Here is a 16692-nt window from a genome sequence, read left to right as displayed (position 1 = left end):
TTACACTACTTATTAAACGTTTCAGGAGACACGACCATGGCCAGCAGAGGCGTAAACAAGGTGATTCTCGTCGGGAATCTGGGTCAAGACCCGGAAGTACGCTACATGCCAAATGGTGGCGCAGTTGCCAACATTACTCTGGCCACGTCAGAGTCCTGGCGCGATAAGCAAACCGGCGAAACCAAAGAAAAGACTGAATGGCACCGCGTAGTGCTGTTTGGCAAACTGGCAGAAGTCGCGGGTGAATACCTGCGTAAAGGCTCCCAGGTTTATATCGAAGGTGCATTGCAGACGCGTAAATGGACTGACCAGGCAGGCGTTGAAAAATACACCACCGAAATCGTGGTTAACGTTGGCGGCACCATGCAAATGCTGGGTGGCCGTGCAGCAGGCGGTGCTCCAGCAGGTGGCGGTAACCCAGGTCAGCAGCAAGGTGGTTGGGGTCAGCCTCAGCAACCGCAGCAGGGTGGCAACCAGTTCAGCGGCGGCGCGCAATCTCGTCCGCAGCAGAGCGCACCAGCACCATCTAACAATGAACCACCAATGGACTTCGACGACGACATTCCTTTCTAAAATTAATTTTAGAAATCATCGTTAAGAAACCTGTTATCAAACCCCGATCTTTTCGGGGTTTTTTTATTTATAGATGAATACGTTATCAACAGTTATTAGATTTAATAACTTCAAAAACCCATTAATACATTTCTAATGATGTCAGATAAATCCTAATACCTGGATTCCCGTCACTCAGACGAAGCGGCAAAAAGAGTAAAATCTGCGCACCGATTTTCGCCTGTACGAATACCCAAAAGCCTGGGCAGCAAACCAAATCAATAATTCGGTAAACCCTCCCGTGATGACAACTATTCACGCGGGCCGCTTAATTTAAACAGGGAAATAATCCGTTATGTCTCGACCCGTCCGCATGCCAGTTGTTGTTTCCTGGCTGTTCGCCAGTATTGTTACGCTATTACTGACCGCGTGTGGTGGAAGTGAAACTCCATCAAAAACCACTGCTCAGACTTCACCGCCAGCGGTACAAACAAAAATCGAATTTCTGGAACGCTGGGATGTCGATCGTTTGAATCGTATCCTGAAAACCGATACGCCTCAGCAGTTCGGTGTTCATACCATCTACACACCGGCACGCAATGCCGTCAATCTGTACCGAGTCACTTACGCTTCAGTGATTCCCAACATGGGAAATAAACCAACCGTAGCATCAGGTTTGCTGGCGATACCGGATAACGCGGCAACAACACATACATTACCGATGGTTTCCTACCAGCACGGCACGGTCTACGGGCGTCAACAAGTGCCATCATTCCCTGACCAATCCCCGGAAACTCAGCTAATGATTGCTCAGTTCGCAGGCCAGGGTTATGTGTTGATTGGTGCGGATTACTTTGGGCTTGGCACGTCGACAGAGCCTGAAGGGTACATGGTGAAAGCCAGCCATCAGCAGGCGACTTATGACATGCTAATGGCCAGCCGGAACGTACTGAAGCAGAAGAATATTTCGACCAATAAACTCTTTCTTGCAGGCTGGTCGCAAGGCGGCTTTGTTTCGATGTCATTGCTGCAAAAACTTGATGTTATGGGTGTGAAGGTCGATGCCACTGCGACAGCTAGCGCGCCGCTGGATTTATATGCGCTGGTGAGTGGTGCACTCTACACACCGCAAGCGCATCCTGCGGTCTGGCTGAATAGCATTTTCATCCTTGCCGCCTTCTCCTTCGAAAACTATTACGATTCGCCTGACTTAGCGCGATCCGTGATTGCCGATAAGTACTATACGATGTCAAAAGCAGCTTACGACCGCACGCCGTACACCGGTGCGATCCCGACGGATCTGCATATCCTGCTTCGCCCTGAAATGTACGATCCTCAGGCTTTAAAAGCGTCAGCTTTCGGGAAATTGCTCAGTCAGACCGAAGCCTACAAATGGGATTACCGTTCTGCGGTGCGCAATTATTATGGCGACGCGGATGAAGCCGTTCCGGTAGACGATGCGCGTATGGCAATGACTTATGCAGTGCAGAAGGGTGACTCGATGGTGAAGGCCATTTCCACTGGGGAAACCGATCATCGTGGTACGTTTGCGACAGCGGTGCCGGAATGGAAAAGCTGGTTTGATGGGTTGTCGAAGCAGTAAAACAGTTTGATTGCAGTGGTCAATATGAACTTGAGGGGGCTTTTGCCCCCTCAATTTGATCAGGTCATCACCATCGGCCATTCAGGTGGGGTGTGGCTTGAGATCTCAATCATAATGTCTTTAAACGATTCCCAGATAACCGGGAAGTCGGCCAATGTCAGGCCCAATAAACCGGTCGCAAACCACAATGAAGCCGCGATGCCCAGGCCACTGCTGATCGCGGCTAAAAACGCGTAATCAGATTTGCGAAATTGAATATTCAACGTGCTGGCTAAAAACATCAAAACCGCACTGACTAAAGGCCAGCGCATTAGCAAAACGCTGGTTGTGATTGCCGCCATGAATCTGTGCCTCGGAACGAAAATGTAAGAGAATTCCTGTTTCACAGGATTTGTGAACTATATCACAATCGTTCTTTTAATAGCCACTTGCGCAGCACATTTTCTGTTCCGTTTTTTCGATGAACTCAGGTACAAATATTTAGCTGACAGCGTCAGGCGTGATGGCGATAGTCGGTTGGTGTGCGGTCAAACTCACGGCGGAAAACGCGTGAAAAAGTCTGCTGAGACACGTAACCGTAATCCATCGCGATATCGAAAATCGGGCGCTGAGTGTTGCGTAACTCTTTCGCCGCCATCAGTAGTCGGCGCTGACGAATGTATTCACCCAACGTCTGGCGTTTCACGGTACGGAACATCCTTTGTAGATACCATTTTGAATAACCAGATTTTTTTGCCACAGCGTCAATGCTCAGCGGCTGATCAATGTGATCGTCAATCCATTCAGTCAATGTTTGAATAATATCCTGGTGTGCCATAAACCATCCCCATAGCCGGATTTGTTGGCAGCGAGTATAATTCCTCAAGTTAACTTGAGGTAAAGAGCAAAATGGAAAAGAAATCACCGCGCTTTAAATCATTACTGAGTCCGGGAGAAGTGGCGAAGCGTAGCGGCGTCGCCGTGTCTGCGTTGCACTTCTATGAGAGCAAAGGGTTAATCAAAAGCGTACGAAATAGCGGCAACCAACGGCGCTACACGCGTGATGTGCTGCGAAACGTGGCGATTATTAAGATTGCCCAGCGCATAGGTATTCCACTGGCGACGATTGGTGAAGAATTTGGTGTGCTGCCTGATGGGCATAAAATTAATAAAAACGACTGGAAAAAGATGTCGTCACAATGGCGTGAAGAGCTGGAGCGGCGCATTCATACATTAACCGCATTGCGGGATGAACTGGATGGCTGCATCGGTTGCGGCTGTTTATCGGGTGCCGATTGTCCATTGCGCAATCCTGGCGATAAACTCGGTGAGCAGGGGACGGGCGCGCGTCTTCTTGAGGATTAACACTGGCGTGAAGCGATGGAATGGCAGGCAAAACTAAAGCGCCCAACTTCGGCGCTTTAGTTTGTTCCCGGTCTTTGTCTTTCGATCTATCCCGCTTTTCGCAAGGAGGGTTTCCCCCGACATCAGCGTCCCTCAATCACACATTCTCAGGAGGTTCCGGATTGCGCTGACAACTTAATTGTAGATCCCTTCGGCCAGGTTTCAAGGTGATTTGCATCTTTTTTGTACAGTTCTAATACTTCACTTTTTGCTCATTTACCTATAGTTAACTCATCTTGTTAAACAGAAGGTTGACTCATGCTTATCGTCCATCACCTCAATAACTCCCGCTCGCAGCGTATTTTATGGATGCTTGAAGAACTGCAAGTGCCGTACCAGATTGTTCGCTATCAGCGCGAACCGACCATGCTGGCACCTGAGTCATTAAAATCTGTGCACCCGTTAGGGAAGTCGCCAGTGGTGGAAGATAACGGCAATATTCTCGCCGAGTCAGGGGCAATCATTGAATATCTGCAAGAAACCTACGATTTAGAAAGCCGCTTCAAACCGATTTCCAGCCAGGAAAAACTGCGTTATCGCTTTTGGCTGCATTACGCCGAAGGATCGTTAATGCCATTGCTAATGATGAAACTGGTTTTCGGCAGCCTGGGAAAAGAGCCTGTTCCGTGGTTACTGCGTCCGGTTGGTAATCTACTGGGGCAAGGTGTGCAAAAGGCCTATCTGAATAAACAGATTATGACCCATGCGCGTTATCTCGAAGATTCGCTACAAAAAAATCCGTGGTTTGCAGGCCAGGCGTTTAGTGCGGCAGATATACAGATGAGTTTCCCGGTTATCGCGTTGCTCTCTCGCGGCGGCATCAACGATTTACCGAATCTCCAGAATTGGCACAGTAAAGTGCAAATGCGCCCTGCCTGGCAGAGAGCAATTCAGCAAGGTGGGCCGTTCGAAATCCCTTAATTCCTTCTATCGAAAAATCCTATGAGTCAGGAAAATATATAACCAGTATCTTGCATCATTGTTGCTAAATTGCGCATTGACGATAACGTTTGCGCATGAGGTGGCGATAATTTCGCCTGCTAACGCTTTTTTCCGCAAAAAGCGGCAAAGTTCGGTTGAAAATCCATGTAAGAAGGCCGGATAATCGTTTGCCTTAATTTTGACGCTCAGTTTGTATGCGCGGAGTTAAACGTTTGCTTTTTTTGTGACGCCCCTTTTTTGTCGCAAACGCAGCACAGGGATCAATTCGTATTCTTTAAGAATTTGAACGTTTAATTGGCAGCGGTCTGCCAACCACGCATACCAACGTAATCATAAAAATCTCAGGGGATTTTTCACTATGTCTAATCATTCTCCGCGTGCAACCGGCGGTCTCGATGCCTGGTTCAAAATATCTGCACGTGGCAGTACCGTTCGTCAGGAAGTGGTGGCGGGTTTAACCACTTTCCTCGCGATGGTGTACTCCGTGATCGTCGTGCCGGGCATGCTCGGTAAAGCAGGTTTCCCTCCTGCGGCGGTCTTTGTGGCAACTTGCCTGGTCGCCGGTGTTGGCTCTTTGGTGATGGGCCTGTGGGCAAACCTGCCGCTGGCCATTGGTTGCGCTATTTCACTGACTGCCTTTACCGCATTTAGCCTGGTATTAGGTCAACACATCAGTGTGCCTGTTGCTCTGGGTGCCGTTTTCCTGATGGGTGTGCTGTTCACCATCATCTCTGCAACCGGCATTCGTAGCTGGATTTTGCGTAACTTACCGATGGGTGTTGCGCATGGCACGGGTATTGGTATCGGCTTGTTCCTGCTGCTGATTGCAGCAAACGGAGTCGGCCTGGTTATCAAAAACCCGCTGGATGGCTTGCCCGTTGCACTGGGCCATTTCGCCAGCTTCCCGGTCATCATGTCTTTGATTGGCCTGGCGGTCATCATCGGTCTGGAAAAGCTGAAAGTCCCTGGCGGCATTCTGCTGACCATCATCGGTATTTCTATTTTTGGCCTGATTTTCGATCCAACCGTGCATTTCTCTGGCATCTTCGCGATGCCATCGCTGAAAGATGAAGCGGGCAATTCACTGATTGGTAGCCTGGATATTATGGGCGCGCTGAATCCAGTGGTGTTACCGAGCGTTCTGGCGTTGGTGATGACGGCGGTATTCGATGCAACCGGCACCATCCGTGCTGTCGCGGGCCAGGCAAATCTGCTGGATAAAGACGGTCAAATCATTGATGGCGGTAAAGCACTGACTACCGACTCCCTGAGCTCCGTGTTCTCAGGCCTGGTGGGTGCAGCGCCAGCGGCCGTTTACATCGAGTCTGCGGCAGGTACTGCGGCGGGCGGTAAAACCGGTCTGACAGCCATCACCGTCGGCGTGCTGTTCCTGCTGATTCTGTTCCTTTCTCCGCTCTCTTATCTGGTTCCTGCTTACGCCACCGCTCCGGCGCTGATGTATGTGGGTCTGCTGATGCTGAGCAACGTGGCAAAAATCGACTTCGCTGATTTCGTTGATGCCATGGCTGGCCTGATCACTGCGGTATTCATCGTGCTGACCTGTAACATCGTTACCGGCATCATGATTGGCTTTGCATCGCTGGTCATTGGCCGCGTTGTTTCTGGTGAATGGCGCAAGCTGAACATCGGTACCGTGGCTATCGCAATCGCCTTAGTCGCATTCTATGCCGGCGGTTGGGCAATTTAATTTTACTCGTCATACTTCAAGCTGCAGGGTTGTTGGCTGCACTCGCGAACCCCAGTCACTTACTTTAGTAAGCTCCTGGGGATTCGCTCTCTTGCCGCCTATCTGCAACTCGAATTATTTAGAGCAAAAACTCTGAATACTCCTGCCAAAACCAATCAAATCTTTTCCTGTTTCCTTCCTGTGTAAAAAGTTGTTTTACTATTGGGTATAACAACATCCTGCAAAAAGGGTTTTACAAAACACTGCGACTAAGGAAAGCATGGAAATCTTCTTTACTATTCTCATCATGACCCTTGTGGTTTCGCTCTCTGGTGTGGCTACACGTATGCTGCCGTTCCAGATCCCGCTTCCGTTAATGCAAATTGCGATAGGTGCCGTGCTTGCCTGGCCTCACTTCGGTTTGCATGTTGATTTCAATCCGGAACTCTTTCTGGTGCTGTTTATTCCGCCATTGCTGTTTGCCGATGGCTGGAAAACACCGACCAACGAATTTCTTCGTCACGGGAGGGAAATCATTGGCCTGGCGCTGGTTCTGGTGCTGGTCACTGTGGTCGGCATTGGCTTCCTGATTTACTACCTGGTGCCAGGCATTCCGCTACTTCCGGCATTTGCTCTGGCGGCGGTGCTTTCACCGACCGATGCCGTGGCGCTTTCCGGTATCGTCGGAGAAGGGCGCATTCCTAAGAAAATTATGGGGATATTGCAGGGCGAAGCGCTGATGAACGACGCATCCGGCCTGGTATCGTTAAAAATGGCCGTCGCGGTGGCGGTTGGGTCGATGGTCTTTAGCGTCGGCGGAGCGACCTTCGAGTTCTTCAAAGTGGCGATTGGCGGCCTGCTGGCGGGGATTGCCGTCAGTTGGCTGTACGGAAAATCACTGCGCCTGATGAGCCGCTGGAGCGGTGACGAACCCGCCACGCAAATCCTGCTGCTGTTACTGCTGCCGTTTGCTTCTTACCTGATTGCTGAACACATTGGCGTTTCCGGCATCCTGGCCGCCGTGGCCGCCGGTATGACGATCACCCGTTCTGGTGTGTTGCGCAGTGCTCCACTGGCGATGCGCCTGCGTGCCAATAGCGTCTGGGCGATGCTCGAGTTTGTGTTCAACGGCATGGTGTTCTTGCTGCTGGGCCTGCAATTACCAGACATCATGAAAACGTCGATTGCTGCCGCAAACGCCGATCCGAACGTCGAATTGTGGATGCTATTTGTTGACATCGGGCTTATCTATTTTGCCCTCATCGGCTTACGTTTCTTGTGGCTGTGGACCATGAAACGCCTCAGCTTGCGCTTTATGAAAAAACGCCCGCTGGAGTTCGGTTCCTTTTCCACGCGCGAGCTGTGTATTGCTTCGTTCGCCGGTGTACGCGGGGCAATTACGCTTGCTGGTGTGCTTTCCATCCCGCTGTTACTCGGTAATGGCACGCCATTCCCGGCACGTTATGAGCTTATTTTCTTGTCGGCTGGGGTGATTTTATTCTCGCTGTTAGTCGGGGTGATCATGCTGCCGATTCTGCTGCGCAATGTCGAAGTCCCTGACAAATCGATGGCGCGCCAGGAAGAGCGTATTGCCCGTGCCGCCACGGCTGAAGTGGCGATCACCGCCATTGAGAAAATGGAAGAACGCCTGCAATCTGACGTCAACGAGAACATTGACGATCAGCTGCTCAAAGAGGTGAGCTCACGCGTGATAGGGAACTTGCGCCGCCGTGCTGATGGGCGAAATGATATGGAAAGTAGCGAGCTTGAAGAGAACCTTGAGCGCCGCTTCCGTCTGGCCGCGTTACGTTCCGAACGCGCCGAGCTTTATCATTTACGCGCGACGCAGAAAATCAGCAACGACACTTTGATGAAGCTGCTACACGATCTTGATTTGCTCGAAGCGCTATTGGTCGAGCAGCAATAATTTTCCCGGTTCCTCTCCCTCAGCAGGGGGAGAGGATGAAGAGCGTTAATTTAAGGCATAGCGCTCAATCGAGATAAGAAAGTACTTATTATAATATTGAGAAAAGAGATGCGTCAGAAATGTAGCCATTCCCTCACAACGCCCTTGTTCATAAGGGTAAGTTACCTCTCCATAATTAGGGTCAAACAATTTTATTTTGCCCTGTTCCTGGCGTATTGCTAATGAGTGTCCACCCCCGGCTCTTTTAATAGACAAATGATAACCAAACCCTTGCTCTATATTATTTAATATTCCAGTGCTGATTTCTTCAGCAGTATTTGTTGGGGAGACTCTATTCTCATTAATATAATTCACATTATTATTCTTGAGAATAGTATGAAGTACCGTTTTCATCGCCGCCATGTTGCCAATTTTGCTTAATTGCTCCTGGTAATTCACGATGCCACGGACTAAGCCTTTCCCCCTTTCGCCTGCGATATACGGCTTGAATGTCTCCCAGTTTTTACCCGCCATCAGGTATGTTCCCGCCAGTCCCAGACAAACTCCGCCTTCTACACCATATTCAGTCACGTAGCCTTTACTGTCATGATTATTGCCAATCCATGCTCCCTGTCTTTTAGAGGGGTCCGCATGTCCCCATTTATTTTTCACGATATAATCATTTTGACTATAGTGGTTATACTTTCCACCAGTCCGGGAGATCAGTTGTATGGAAGCACTTCTCATGTTAATTCCTTTTATACGATGAATTGTAGTCATTCAGTGTTTTGGCCGATGTTACGTAATTGAAATATCGATTTCTTAAGGTGGATCAATAAAATCTCTATATCAGAGCTTTCTTGTAACAATATAACTACGGATATATAATCCACATTGGATTTTATGTCCGTAAATAATTGATGCTATTTACTCTGTTCTAAACCGGCCAAAACTCCTTACAACACGCAATCCACGCCTGCGCACTTTGCGAAATATAAACCCCTTCACGCCAAATCATCGCCAGTTGCCACGTCAAATCGCTGTTTAACGGCAGCCACATCAAGGTGTTTTTATCCAGCTTCTGGCAAATCGTTTCTGGCAAAATCGCAATCCCAACACCCGCTTGTACCATCGCGGCAAGGAAATCCCATTGCCCGCTACGCACCGCGATACGCGGCGTAAATCCATGCTCCTGAAACAGCTGAATGAGCTGGCGGCTCAGGGCGAAATCTTCGTTGTAGATAAGCAGCGGATGCGCGGCAAGTTCAATAGGGTCGATGCTGGTGCGCGTCGTCCACGGGCCAGATCGTGGCACCAGAACGCACAGCGGATTCTGGATCAACGGCAGCGTGGAAAAGGTATGTTCGTCATCAACGGGTAGCGCGGTCATGGCTAAATCCAGCTCGCCATTAAGCACCGCCTGTTGCACCGTCAAACCCCCGAATTCGGAAATCTTCAGCTCGACGCCAGGGTAGCGCTGGCGGTACAGGCTAATTGGCCCTGCCATCAACATGCCGACCATCGGGGGAATACCAAGGCGCAGTACACCTTTATTGAGATGATTAATATCACCCAGTTCGGCTTCCAGCTGGCGAAACTCCGCCAAAATTGCCAAGCCGTGCTGATAAACCACCTCACCGGTGTCGGTGAGTAACAGCTTGCGGCCATCGCGAATCAGCAGCGTGCAGCCCAGTTCATCTTCGAGATTGCGCAGCATTTTACTGATGGTCGGCTGAGTGACGAACATCTTCTGGGCAGCGCGGGTAAAACTTTGCTGGCGAACCACCTCAACAAAATAACGCAGTGTCCTGATGTCCATAACTATTCCCGTTGACTATACCTCTGATGATTTTAATTCATTTCTTTCAATGGAGTTGGCTAACTATAATCGCCACCTGATCTTTTTTTGGAGTGTGGCTCTCATGGCCGTGGCGTTACGTGAATTTACGCCAGTTTTTTTTCGCCGTATTCAGGTGCCAGTACAAGTGGCGCTATACGCGGGATTGTTTATTTTTGCCCAACAGTTGGTGGAATGGTGGCATTTGCCGCTGCCTGCGAACCTGGTAGGAATGCTGTTACTGCTGGCATTAATAGTTTTCCGCGTGGTGCCCCTGAAATGGGTACGGGCAGGTTCTCGCTGGTTGCTGGCCGAAATGTTGTTGTTCTTCGTCCCCGCCGTGGTCGCGGTGGTGAATTACGCCGAACTACTAATGGTCGACGGCTGGCGCATTTTCCTGGTGATTGCTATCAGCACCACGCTGGTACTCGGTACTACCGCGCTGGTGGTGGATAAAGTCTATCGTTTTGAACTGGCGCGAGAAGCCCGCAGGCAGGCACGCGGTGAATAATTTCCAGCTAAGCATGCTGTGTCTGGTTATCACGCTCGGGCTCTATTTTGCGAATAAAAAACTCTATCGCCGTTTCCGAAAGTTGCCATTAATGCCGCTGGTATTAACGCCATTACTGCTGGTGGCGATGCTCATTTTTGGCCACATCTCCTATCAAAATTACATGGGTGAAGCGCACTGGCTATTGTGGCTACTTGGCCCGGCGACCATCGCTTTTGCGGTGCCGGTTTATGACAATCTCAGGGTGATTAAACGCCACTGGATGTCACTCACAGCCGGCGTTATCACCGCAACGGTGGTGGCTGTCACTAGTTCAGTCTGGCTGGCACGCTTATTTACCCTTTCCGACGAAATTCAGCGCAGCCTGGCTGTGCGCTCGATTACCACGCCTTTTGCATTAGCCGCTGCCAAACCGCTTGGCGGGCAACCAGAACTGGTGGCGTTATTTGTGGTGGTGACAGGCGTATTTGGTATGGCTGTGGGAGACGTGTTGTTTTTGCGCCTTGCTATTCGTGAAGGAATGGCAAAGGGTGCTGGTTTTGGTGCAGCGTCACATGGCGCAGGTACCGCTCGCTCCTACGAATTGGGTCCGCAGGAAGGCGTGGTAGCAAGCCTGGTGATGATGTTTTCTGGCGTAGTGATGGTGTTGATCGCACCTTTGGTCGGTTGGCTGATGTTTTAAACACTTTCCCCACTTTGCTTGAGGGAGAGGGCATTACCTCTTTCCTCCCTCTCCCTCAGGGAGAGGGTCGGGGTGAGGGCGGTATGAACGTTATCCCCATCAGTTCTTTCTCAATCTAATGCAATATCATGTTGCTTATCGTTATTTTATTTGGCTATTAACTCAGCAAAGATAATTCTCTTGTTTATTTTTTTTCTGACGCGTAGGGAATAATTTCTTCTGCAGAAGTATTAATCGGGCACTACTGTCACGGGTTATTAATAAAGTTTAATATATCATTAATAAATGGCATGTTGACAGTGCAGGTCTTAATGTTTATTCATGAGTGTGCGGACTGAATATTTTTATGGCATCTAAGGTAATTAGATGTCATTTAAGTTTTGTCGTTTAGTTAGTCATATGCCTATTCCCTTTGTTGTGGATATAATGAAAAAAATAATATTAATTAAACCAGTGATTTTTTCACTGCTTTCCCTCATGAGTGGCTGCACGATAATTCCTGGCACTCATCTGGATGTTTCCAGTAAAAACATGGTTAAAGAGCACGGCACTGCGGTAGATATCAACTCATTGGTGAATATTTACCCGATATCGCCAAAGCTTACCTCTTCGCTGCTGACGCCAAAAATCACTGCCCAGGCCAACCCCGAACTTGAGAAGCTCATTCAGCAATACCATTACCGGATTGGTGTGGGCGATATACTGATGGTGACAGTCTGGGATCATCCGGAATTAACGACCCCTGCCGGGCAATATCGTAGCGCCAGTGACACAGGGAACTGGGTACAAGCTAATGGGACGATTTTTTATCCCTATGCGGGGAAAATTCATGTCGATGGAAAAACATTAGAAGATGTGCGTCAAACGTTAACGGAAAAACTCGCACCGTGGATTGAATCCCCGCAGGTTGATGTTAGCGTCGCCAATTTTCGATCTCAAAAAGCCTATATTACCGGTGAAGTCACAAATTCCGGGCAACAAGCGATTACCAATGTTCCTCTGACAATTATCGATGCACTCAATAACGCCGGTGGGTTAACCGAGTTTGCTGACTGGAATCACGCGGTATTAAGCCGGGCAGGTCAAAAAGAAATGATCTCTCTAAAAGCATTGTTGAAATCAGGAGACCTGACGCAAAACAGGTTATTACTCGCCGGAGATATTCTTTATGTCCCACGCAATGACGAGCTGAAAGTTTTTGTGATGGGTGAAGTCAATAAACAAACCATGCTTAAAATGGACAGTAGCGGCATGACGCTGACAGAAGCGCTGGGACGAGCAGAAGGCATTAATCAAATGACTTCAGATGCGACAGGTATTTTCGTCATTCGCGCCCAAAGCAATAATCAATCTGACCATAAAATTGCCAATATTTACCAACTGGATGCCTCCGATGCCAGCGCTCTTGTGATGGGTACCAGCTTTCAGTTAGAACCCTACGACATTGTTTATGTCACTAGCGCACCCATTGCACGTTGGAATCGCGTCATTAGTCAGTTAATCCCAACCATTAGTGGAGTCAAAGAAATTACTGAGTCTGCTAACTTTATTCATAATTGGGGTAAATAAATGATTACCTCCATCCTGGTCATTTGTACGGGAAATCTTTGCCGTTCACCGGTTGCTGAACGGCTATTGGCTCAATTACTTCCGCGCATTACTGTCCATTCGGCGGGGTTAAATGCCAGTAAAGGAATGCTGGCAGATAGCGTAATGATAGAGCTTGCGGAAGAAAAAGGTATTGTTCTTACTGACCATCGTTCGAAGAGATTCACTCCTGAAAAAGGTCTTGAGTATGATCTCATTTTGGTGATGGAAACGAAGCAAGCGGAAGTTATTAATCACCAATACCCACAACTCAGTGGTAAATGCCATCTATTAACTCACTGGAATGGAAGAGCTGATATTCCTGACCCTTACAGGAAAAGTCATGAACTCTATCGAATGACTTTTCAGAGGATGATGGATGCGACAACAGCATGGAAAAAAGCATTACTATTTTAAAATGGACTGAATAATAACTATGAAAATGAATAAAGAACATTCTTCTGATAGAGATAATGTGGATGAAATTGATCTCATTCAGATTGTACTAATGCTTTTCTCTCATAAGTATAAAATAATTATTACTACGGTGCTTTTTGCTGTGCTGACTTTTTTATATACGGCGACGAAACAGCCAACCTATATTGCCAGTGTATTAATTCAATTAGATAAAAACCCTAACAATAACCTTATCAGTAAATTGATGAGCCCACTGGGCAATGACGAACCTTCTTCGGCAACAGAAATGGGTATCCTCAAATCCCGACGGGTTCTCAGTATGACAATTGAGGAAATGGGTTTACAGCTTGTCGTTCGCGAGAAACGTCTCCCTTATATTGGCGATTTCCTGGCTGCATTTTCCAGTAAAAAACCTCCCACCATTATTGTCCCAACGTTCAGCGTCCCGCCGGAAAGTGAAGATATGGATTGGGAGCTGACAGTGCTTTCCCCCGACAGCTACCAGCTTAATCTGGGAGAGAACGGTATTTTTTTAGGAAAGGTTAATCAAACCCTAAATCAAAGTGGTTTTATCATTAATGTGGCAAACATCACTGCGCCAGCAGGAACTAAATTTACTCTCACCATCTACTCAAAATTTACGGTGATACAGGATTTACTCAAACGCCTGACAGCTGAAGAATTGAATAAAACGAGCGGGCTGATCCATGTCTCACTTACTGGAGACAATAAACAAAAGATTACGCAAATCCTCAACAATATCAGCCTGAATTTCCGAGAAGACAATATGACGCAACGGGCTGAGGAGGCATCCAAAAGCCTTGATTTCGTGAACAAATTACTCCCCGTCGCACAGGAAAGTCTTAACCGGGCTGACAAGCAACTCAATGTTTTTAAGCAAGAAAATGGATCTATTGATCTCCCTCTGGAAGCGAAAGCGGTTCTGGAATCATCGGTTACCATTCAATCACAGCAAAATGAATTACAACTGGCGAAGGCTGAGCTTTCGAAACTGTACACCAAAAGCCACCCAATTTATCGTGCCTTGCTGGAAAAGGAAGCGCTGATTAATGAAGAGAAAGTCGCCCTCTCTCAGGCAATTTCGACAATGCCAAAAAAACAGCAGGAAATATTGAGCATTAAGCGTGATGTAGAAGCCGGGCAGGAAATTTATATGCAGTTGCTGGCAAAGCAGCATGAGTTCGGCATTGCAAAAGCCAGTACTGTTGCGAACATCAGGATAGTTGATGAAGCTATTAGCGACCCGAAGCCGGTCGGCAAATTAAAAGGAGTGAGTGCGGTATTAGGCGCTTTTCTCGGGTTCATTTTTTCCAGCGGATATTGCTTAATTGCATCCCTATTCCGCCGTCTTCTGGAAGACACTCAATCTATTGAAAATTATGGCGTGGAGGTTCTGGCCTCAGTTCCGTGGAGTAAACGGCCACAAAGCCAAACCTTCCGAAAATTTAAAACCAAACCTATACGCAAAGATTTTTGGCTGGCCCGGGAACATCCTGATGACCTGGCTATTGAGGCAATGCGCAGTTTGCGAACGGCTATTTTTATCGCACTTAAACAGGCTGATAAAAATAGCTTCCTGATTTCTGGTGCGACACCGGGTGCTGGAAAAACATTTATATGCGGTAACCTGGCCGCTGTAATGGCGGATACCGGGAAACGCATTTTACTCATTGATGCTGATATGCGGCTTGGCTATCTGCATGAAATGCTTGGACTTAAAGAACAATATGGTCTGAGCGAGATTTTACAGAATAACATTGAGTTTAAAGATGCGGTCCAGCCTTCGACTCAATCAGGCCTCGATTTTATCTCCCGTGGAGCGGGAGCGGTGTTGTCCTCCGAGCTTTTAATGCACGATAACTTTGCGCAGTTAATGCAATGGGCGCAGCGTGAATATGACTACGTGATCGTCGATACACCGCCGATATTGTCCATCACTGATGCGGCTATAGCGGCTCAACATATTGGCCTGTCACTGCTTGTTCTGCGCTATAAAATTAACACTGTGAAAGAGTTGGTTACGGCAATAAACCGCTTTAAAAAATGTCATGTTGAACTGGATTACGTGGTGTTTAACGGAGTGCAAAAAGGGGCCATTTCGACATACGAATATCCATACTATTCCCAAAGTGTTTAGCGGGCGAAGAAGATAGCGTGGCGACCCCTCCCCCTCAGGGAGAGGGCTGGGGTGAGGGGTGTTTCAATCTGATACATCGCCCTCATCCCCGCAGAAAAGTTAAAAACTAGCGTTTCAACCGTGAAACCAACTCAAACTCTTTAAACGCCACTGGTCGTTGCTGCTGCATCGAAATATTCCCGGCAATCCCGGTCAAAATCGACATCGCTCCGTCATGGTGATCGGCGGCGCGTTGCAGTGGATCATGGCCCGGCTCGCCAAACAAATCCGCCAGCATCGCATTATCGCCACCGCCGTGGCCACCCGCACCAACAGTGAAATCGGCTTTATAAGGTGCGGCAAACATCGGGAACACGGTGATATCACAGCTTTCCAGGCTGCCTTCATTTTCACGCTCGCCACCGGCGTTGACGTAAGACATCTCAACCAGTTTCATTTCCAGCCGCCCACGGCTGCCGTTGAACACCACATTCAACCCTTCCCACGGCAAATACGCATTCAGCGAATAAGTCATCTGCACCTGGTTTTGGTATTTCACCATCACTGACAGCGTATCTTCGATGTTAATACCCTCGCTGAATACGCTCTGATCGCGGAAGTAGTTATCTTCGTGCTCCGCATCCAGATACAGCGCTTTGAGCTGCGCATTTTCTTCCATGTGCAGTGCAAACGGGTCATCTTTCGCGGCAGCAAAACCATTTGCGCGTGGATAAAACTGCGAAACACCACGCTTTTCGGCATTCTCTTTGCCATAAAAACGCAAACCGCCTTCCGCATACACCCGTTCCGGATAACTGCCCAGCCAGAAGTTCATCAGGTCAAAGTGATGGGTCGATTTATGCACCAGCAGGCCGCCGCTGTTACGTTTTTCACGGTGCCAGCGACGGAAGTAATCTGCGCCATGCTCCGTGTTGAGCAACCATTCGAAATGTACTGAAAACACCTCGCCAATGGTTTCTTCCATCAGTAACTCACGGATTTTGCTGTGGTGCGGCGCATAACGATAATTGAAAGCGACGCGCACTTCGCGGCCGGTTTGCTCAATAGCATCCAGAATACGCAGGGCACGCTGTTCATCAATGGTCATCGGTTTTTCGGTAATCACATCACAACCGGCGTGCAGCGCGCGCACGATGTAATCATCATGCGTACGGTCCATGGTGGTGACAATGACGATATCCGGGCGTGTCTCGCGGATCATGGTTTCGAAATCTGCGGCTTTCCAGGTTGACGCGGGTGCCGCACCGGTGTTGGTCAGAAGCTTATTAGCGTAATTCATACGCGTCTGATTGGTATCGCAAAATGCCACCAGTTGCGCATTGTCTTTCCATTTACCGCCGATCGCTTCGATATACAACCCGGCGCGACCGCCCGTTCCTACCAACGCATATTTTTTCATAATGTCCTCAATTTAAATAAGTGGTAGA

16 protein-coding genes are annotated in these 16692 nt (G+C 48.5%); 11 read left to right on the top strand and 5 right to left on the bottom strand.

From position 1 onward, the window contains the following. The first annotated feature begins 36 nt into the window (after positions 1 to 36). Together ssb1 and EC843_RS21555 are read left to right on the top strand one after the other, a co-directional pair. Positions 37 to 573 carry a single-stranded DNA-binding protein SSB1 gene (ssb1, locus tag EC843_RS21560; RefSeq protein WP_064541197.1) on the top strand — a complete coding sequence of 179 codons (537 nt, stop codon included), beginning with the start codon at positions 37 to 39 and terminating at the stop codon, positions 571 to 573. Positions 574 to 907: 334 nt separating this feature from the next. Continuing rightward, a complete protein-coding gene (locus EC843_RS21555) occupies positions 908 to 2155 on the top strand; it encodes a prolyl oligopeptidase family serine peptidase (protein WP_237930330.1) in 1248 nt (415 codons plus the stop codon). Between the two features lie 59 nt (positions 2156 to 2214). On the opposite strand, the gene EC843_RS21550 is transcribed toward EC843_RS21555, so the two are convergent. Both EC843_RS21550 and soxS read right to left on the bottom strand, forming a co-directional pair. Then, the gene (locus EC843_RS21550; RefSeq protein WP_064541194.1) at positions 2215 to 2496 is read right to left on the bottom strand and encodes a YjcB family protein; all 282 of its coding nucleotides are present in this window, start codon (positions 2494 to 2496) and stop codon (positions 2215 to 2217) included. Between the two features lie 152 nt (positions 2497 to 2648). Beyond that, a complete protein-coding gene (gene soxS, locus EC843_RS21545) occupies positions 2649 to 2972 on the bottom strand; it encodes a superoxide response transcriptional regulator SoxS (RefSeq protein ID WP_064541192.1) in 324 nt (107 codons plus the stop codon). Positions 2973 to 3043: 71 nt separating this feature from the next. Between soxS and soxR the strand changes: the two genes are divergently transcribed. The 4 genes from soxR (at position 3044) to EC843_RS21525 (ending at position 8094) form a co-directional block, all read left to right on the top strand. Beyond that, the gene (gene soxR / locus EC843_RS21540; RefSeq protein WP_064541190.1) at positions 3044 to 3499 is read left to right on the top strand and encodes a redox-sensitive transcriptional activator SoxR; all 456 of its coding nucleotides are present in this window, start codon (positions 3044 to 3046) and stop codon (positions 3497 to 3499) included. Positions 3500 to 3796: 297 nt separating this feature from the next. Then, positions 3797 to 4459, top strand: a complete 663-nt coding sequence (locus EC843_RS21535; RefSeq protein WP_064541188.1) for a glutathione S-transferase — start codon at positions 3797 to 3799, stop codon at positions 4457 to 4459. 379 nt (positions 4460 to 4838) lie between these two features. Further along, the gene (locus tag EC843_RS21530; protein WP_064541185.1) at positions 4839 to 6188 is read left to right on the top strand and encodes an NCS2 family permease; all 1350 of its coding nucleotides are present in this window, start codon (positions 4839 to 4841) and stop codon (positions 6186 to 6188) included. A gap of 259 nt (positions 6189 to 6447) precedes the next feature. Further along, the gene (locus tag EC843_RS21525; RefSeq protein WP_064541181.1) at positions 6448 to 8094 is read left to right on the top strand and encodes a Na+/H+ antiporter; all 1647 of its coding nucleotides are present in this window, start codon (positions 6448 to 6450) and stop codon (positions 8092 to 8094) included. 45 nt (positions 8095 to 8139) lie between these two features. Here EC843_RS21525 and EC843_RS21520 read toward each other — a convergent pair whose 3' ends face one another. After that, positions 8140 to 8820 carry a YopT-type cysteine protease domain-containing protein gene (locus EC843_RS21520; RefSeq protein ID WP_064541178.1) on the bottom strand — a complete coding sequence of 227 codons (681 nt, stop codon included), beginning with the start codon at positions 8818 to 8820 and terminating at the stop codon, positions 8140 to 8142. A 190-nt stretch (positions 8821 to 9010) separates the two neighbouring features. After that, entirely contained in the window at positions 9011 to 9892 is an 882-nt protein-coding gene (locus EC843_RS21515; RefSeq protein WP_064541175.1) for a LysR family transcriptional regulator, read from the bottom strand. A gap of 103 nt (positions 9893 to 9995) precedes the next feature. Here EC843_RS21515 and EC843_RS21510 point away from each other — a divergent pair, with 103 nt between their 5' ends. The 5 genes from EC843_RS21510 (at position 9996) to EC843_RS21490 (ending at position 15265) form a co-directional block, all read left to right on the top strand. Further along, positions 9996 to 10421 carry a CidA/LrgA family protein gene (locus tag EC843_RS21510; RefSeq protein ID WP_064541309.1) on the top strand — a complete coding sequence of 142 codons (426 nt, stop codon included), beginning with the start codon at positions 9996 to 9998 and terminating at the stop codon, positions 10419 to 10421. Then, complete coding sequence (locus EC843_RS21505) at positions 10414 to 11103, top strand: LrgB family protein (RefSeq protein WP_064541172.1); 690 nt, start codon at positions 10414 to 10416, stop codon at positions 11101 to 11103. Before EC843_RS21510 ends, EC843_RS21505 begins: the two co-directional genes overlap by 8 nt. Before the next feature lie 426 nt (positions 11104 to 11529). Next, a complete protein-coding gene (locus tag EC843_RS21500) occupies positions 11530 to 12672 on the top strand; it encodes a polysaccharide export protein (RefSeq protein WP_064541169.1) in 1143 nt (380 codons plus the stop codon). Then, a complete protein-coding gene (locus EC843_RS21495; protein WP_064541166.1) occupies positions 12673 to 13107 on the top strand; it encodes a low molecular weight protein-tyrosine-phosphatase in 435 nt (144 codons plus the stop codon). A 19-nt stretch (positions 13108 to 13126) separates the two neighbouring features. Then, the gene (locus tag EC843_RS21490) at positions 13127 to 15265 is read left to right on the top strand and encodes a polysaccharide biosynthesis tyrosine autokinase (RefSeq protein WP_133523042.1); all 2139 of its coding nucleotides are present in this window, start codon (positions 13127 to 13129) and stop codon (positions 15263 to 15265) included. A gap of 106 nt (positions 15266 to 15371) precedes the next feature. Here EC843_RS21490 and EC843_RS21485 read toward each other — a convergent pair whose 3' ends face one another. Further along, positions 15372 to 16664 carry a Gfo/Idh/MocA family oxidoreductase gene (locus EC843_RS21485; protein WP_064541160.1) on the bottom strand — a complete coding sequence of 431 codons (1293 nt, stop codon included), beginning with the start codon at positions 16662 to 16664 and terminating at the stop codon, positions 15372 to 15374. Positions 16665 to 16692: the final 28 nt, after the last annotated feature.

This window comes from Buttiauxella sp. JUb87, assembly GCF_004361975.1.
Classification (GTDB): domain Bacteria; phylum Pseudomonadota; class Gammaproteobacteria; order Enterobacterales; family Enterobacteriaceae; genus Buttiauxella; species Buttiauxella ferragutiae.
The sequence above is the reverse complement of the archived record's forward strand: the minus strand, read 5'-3'. Positions and strand labels throughout refer to the sequence as shown.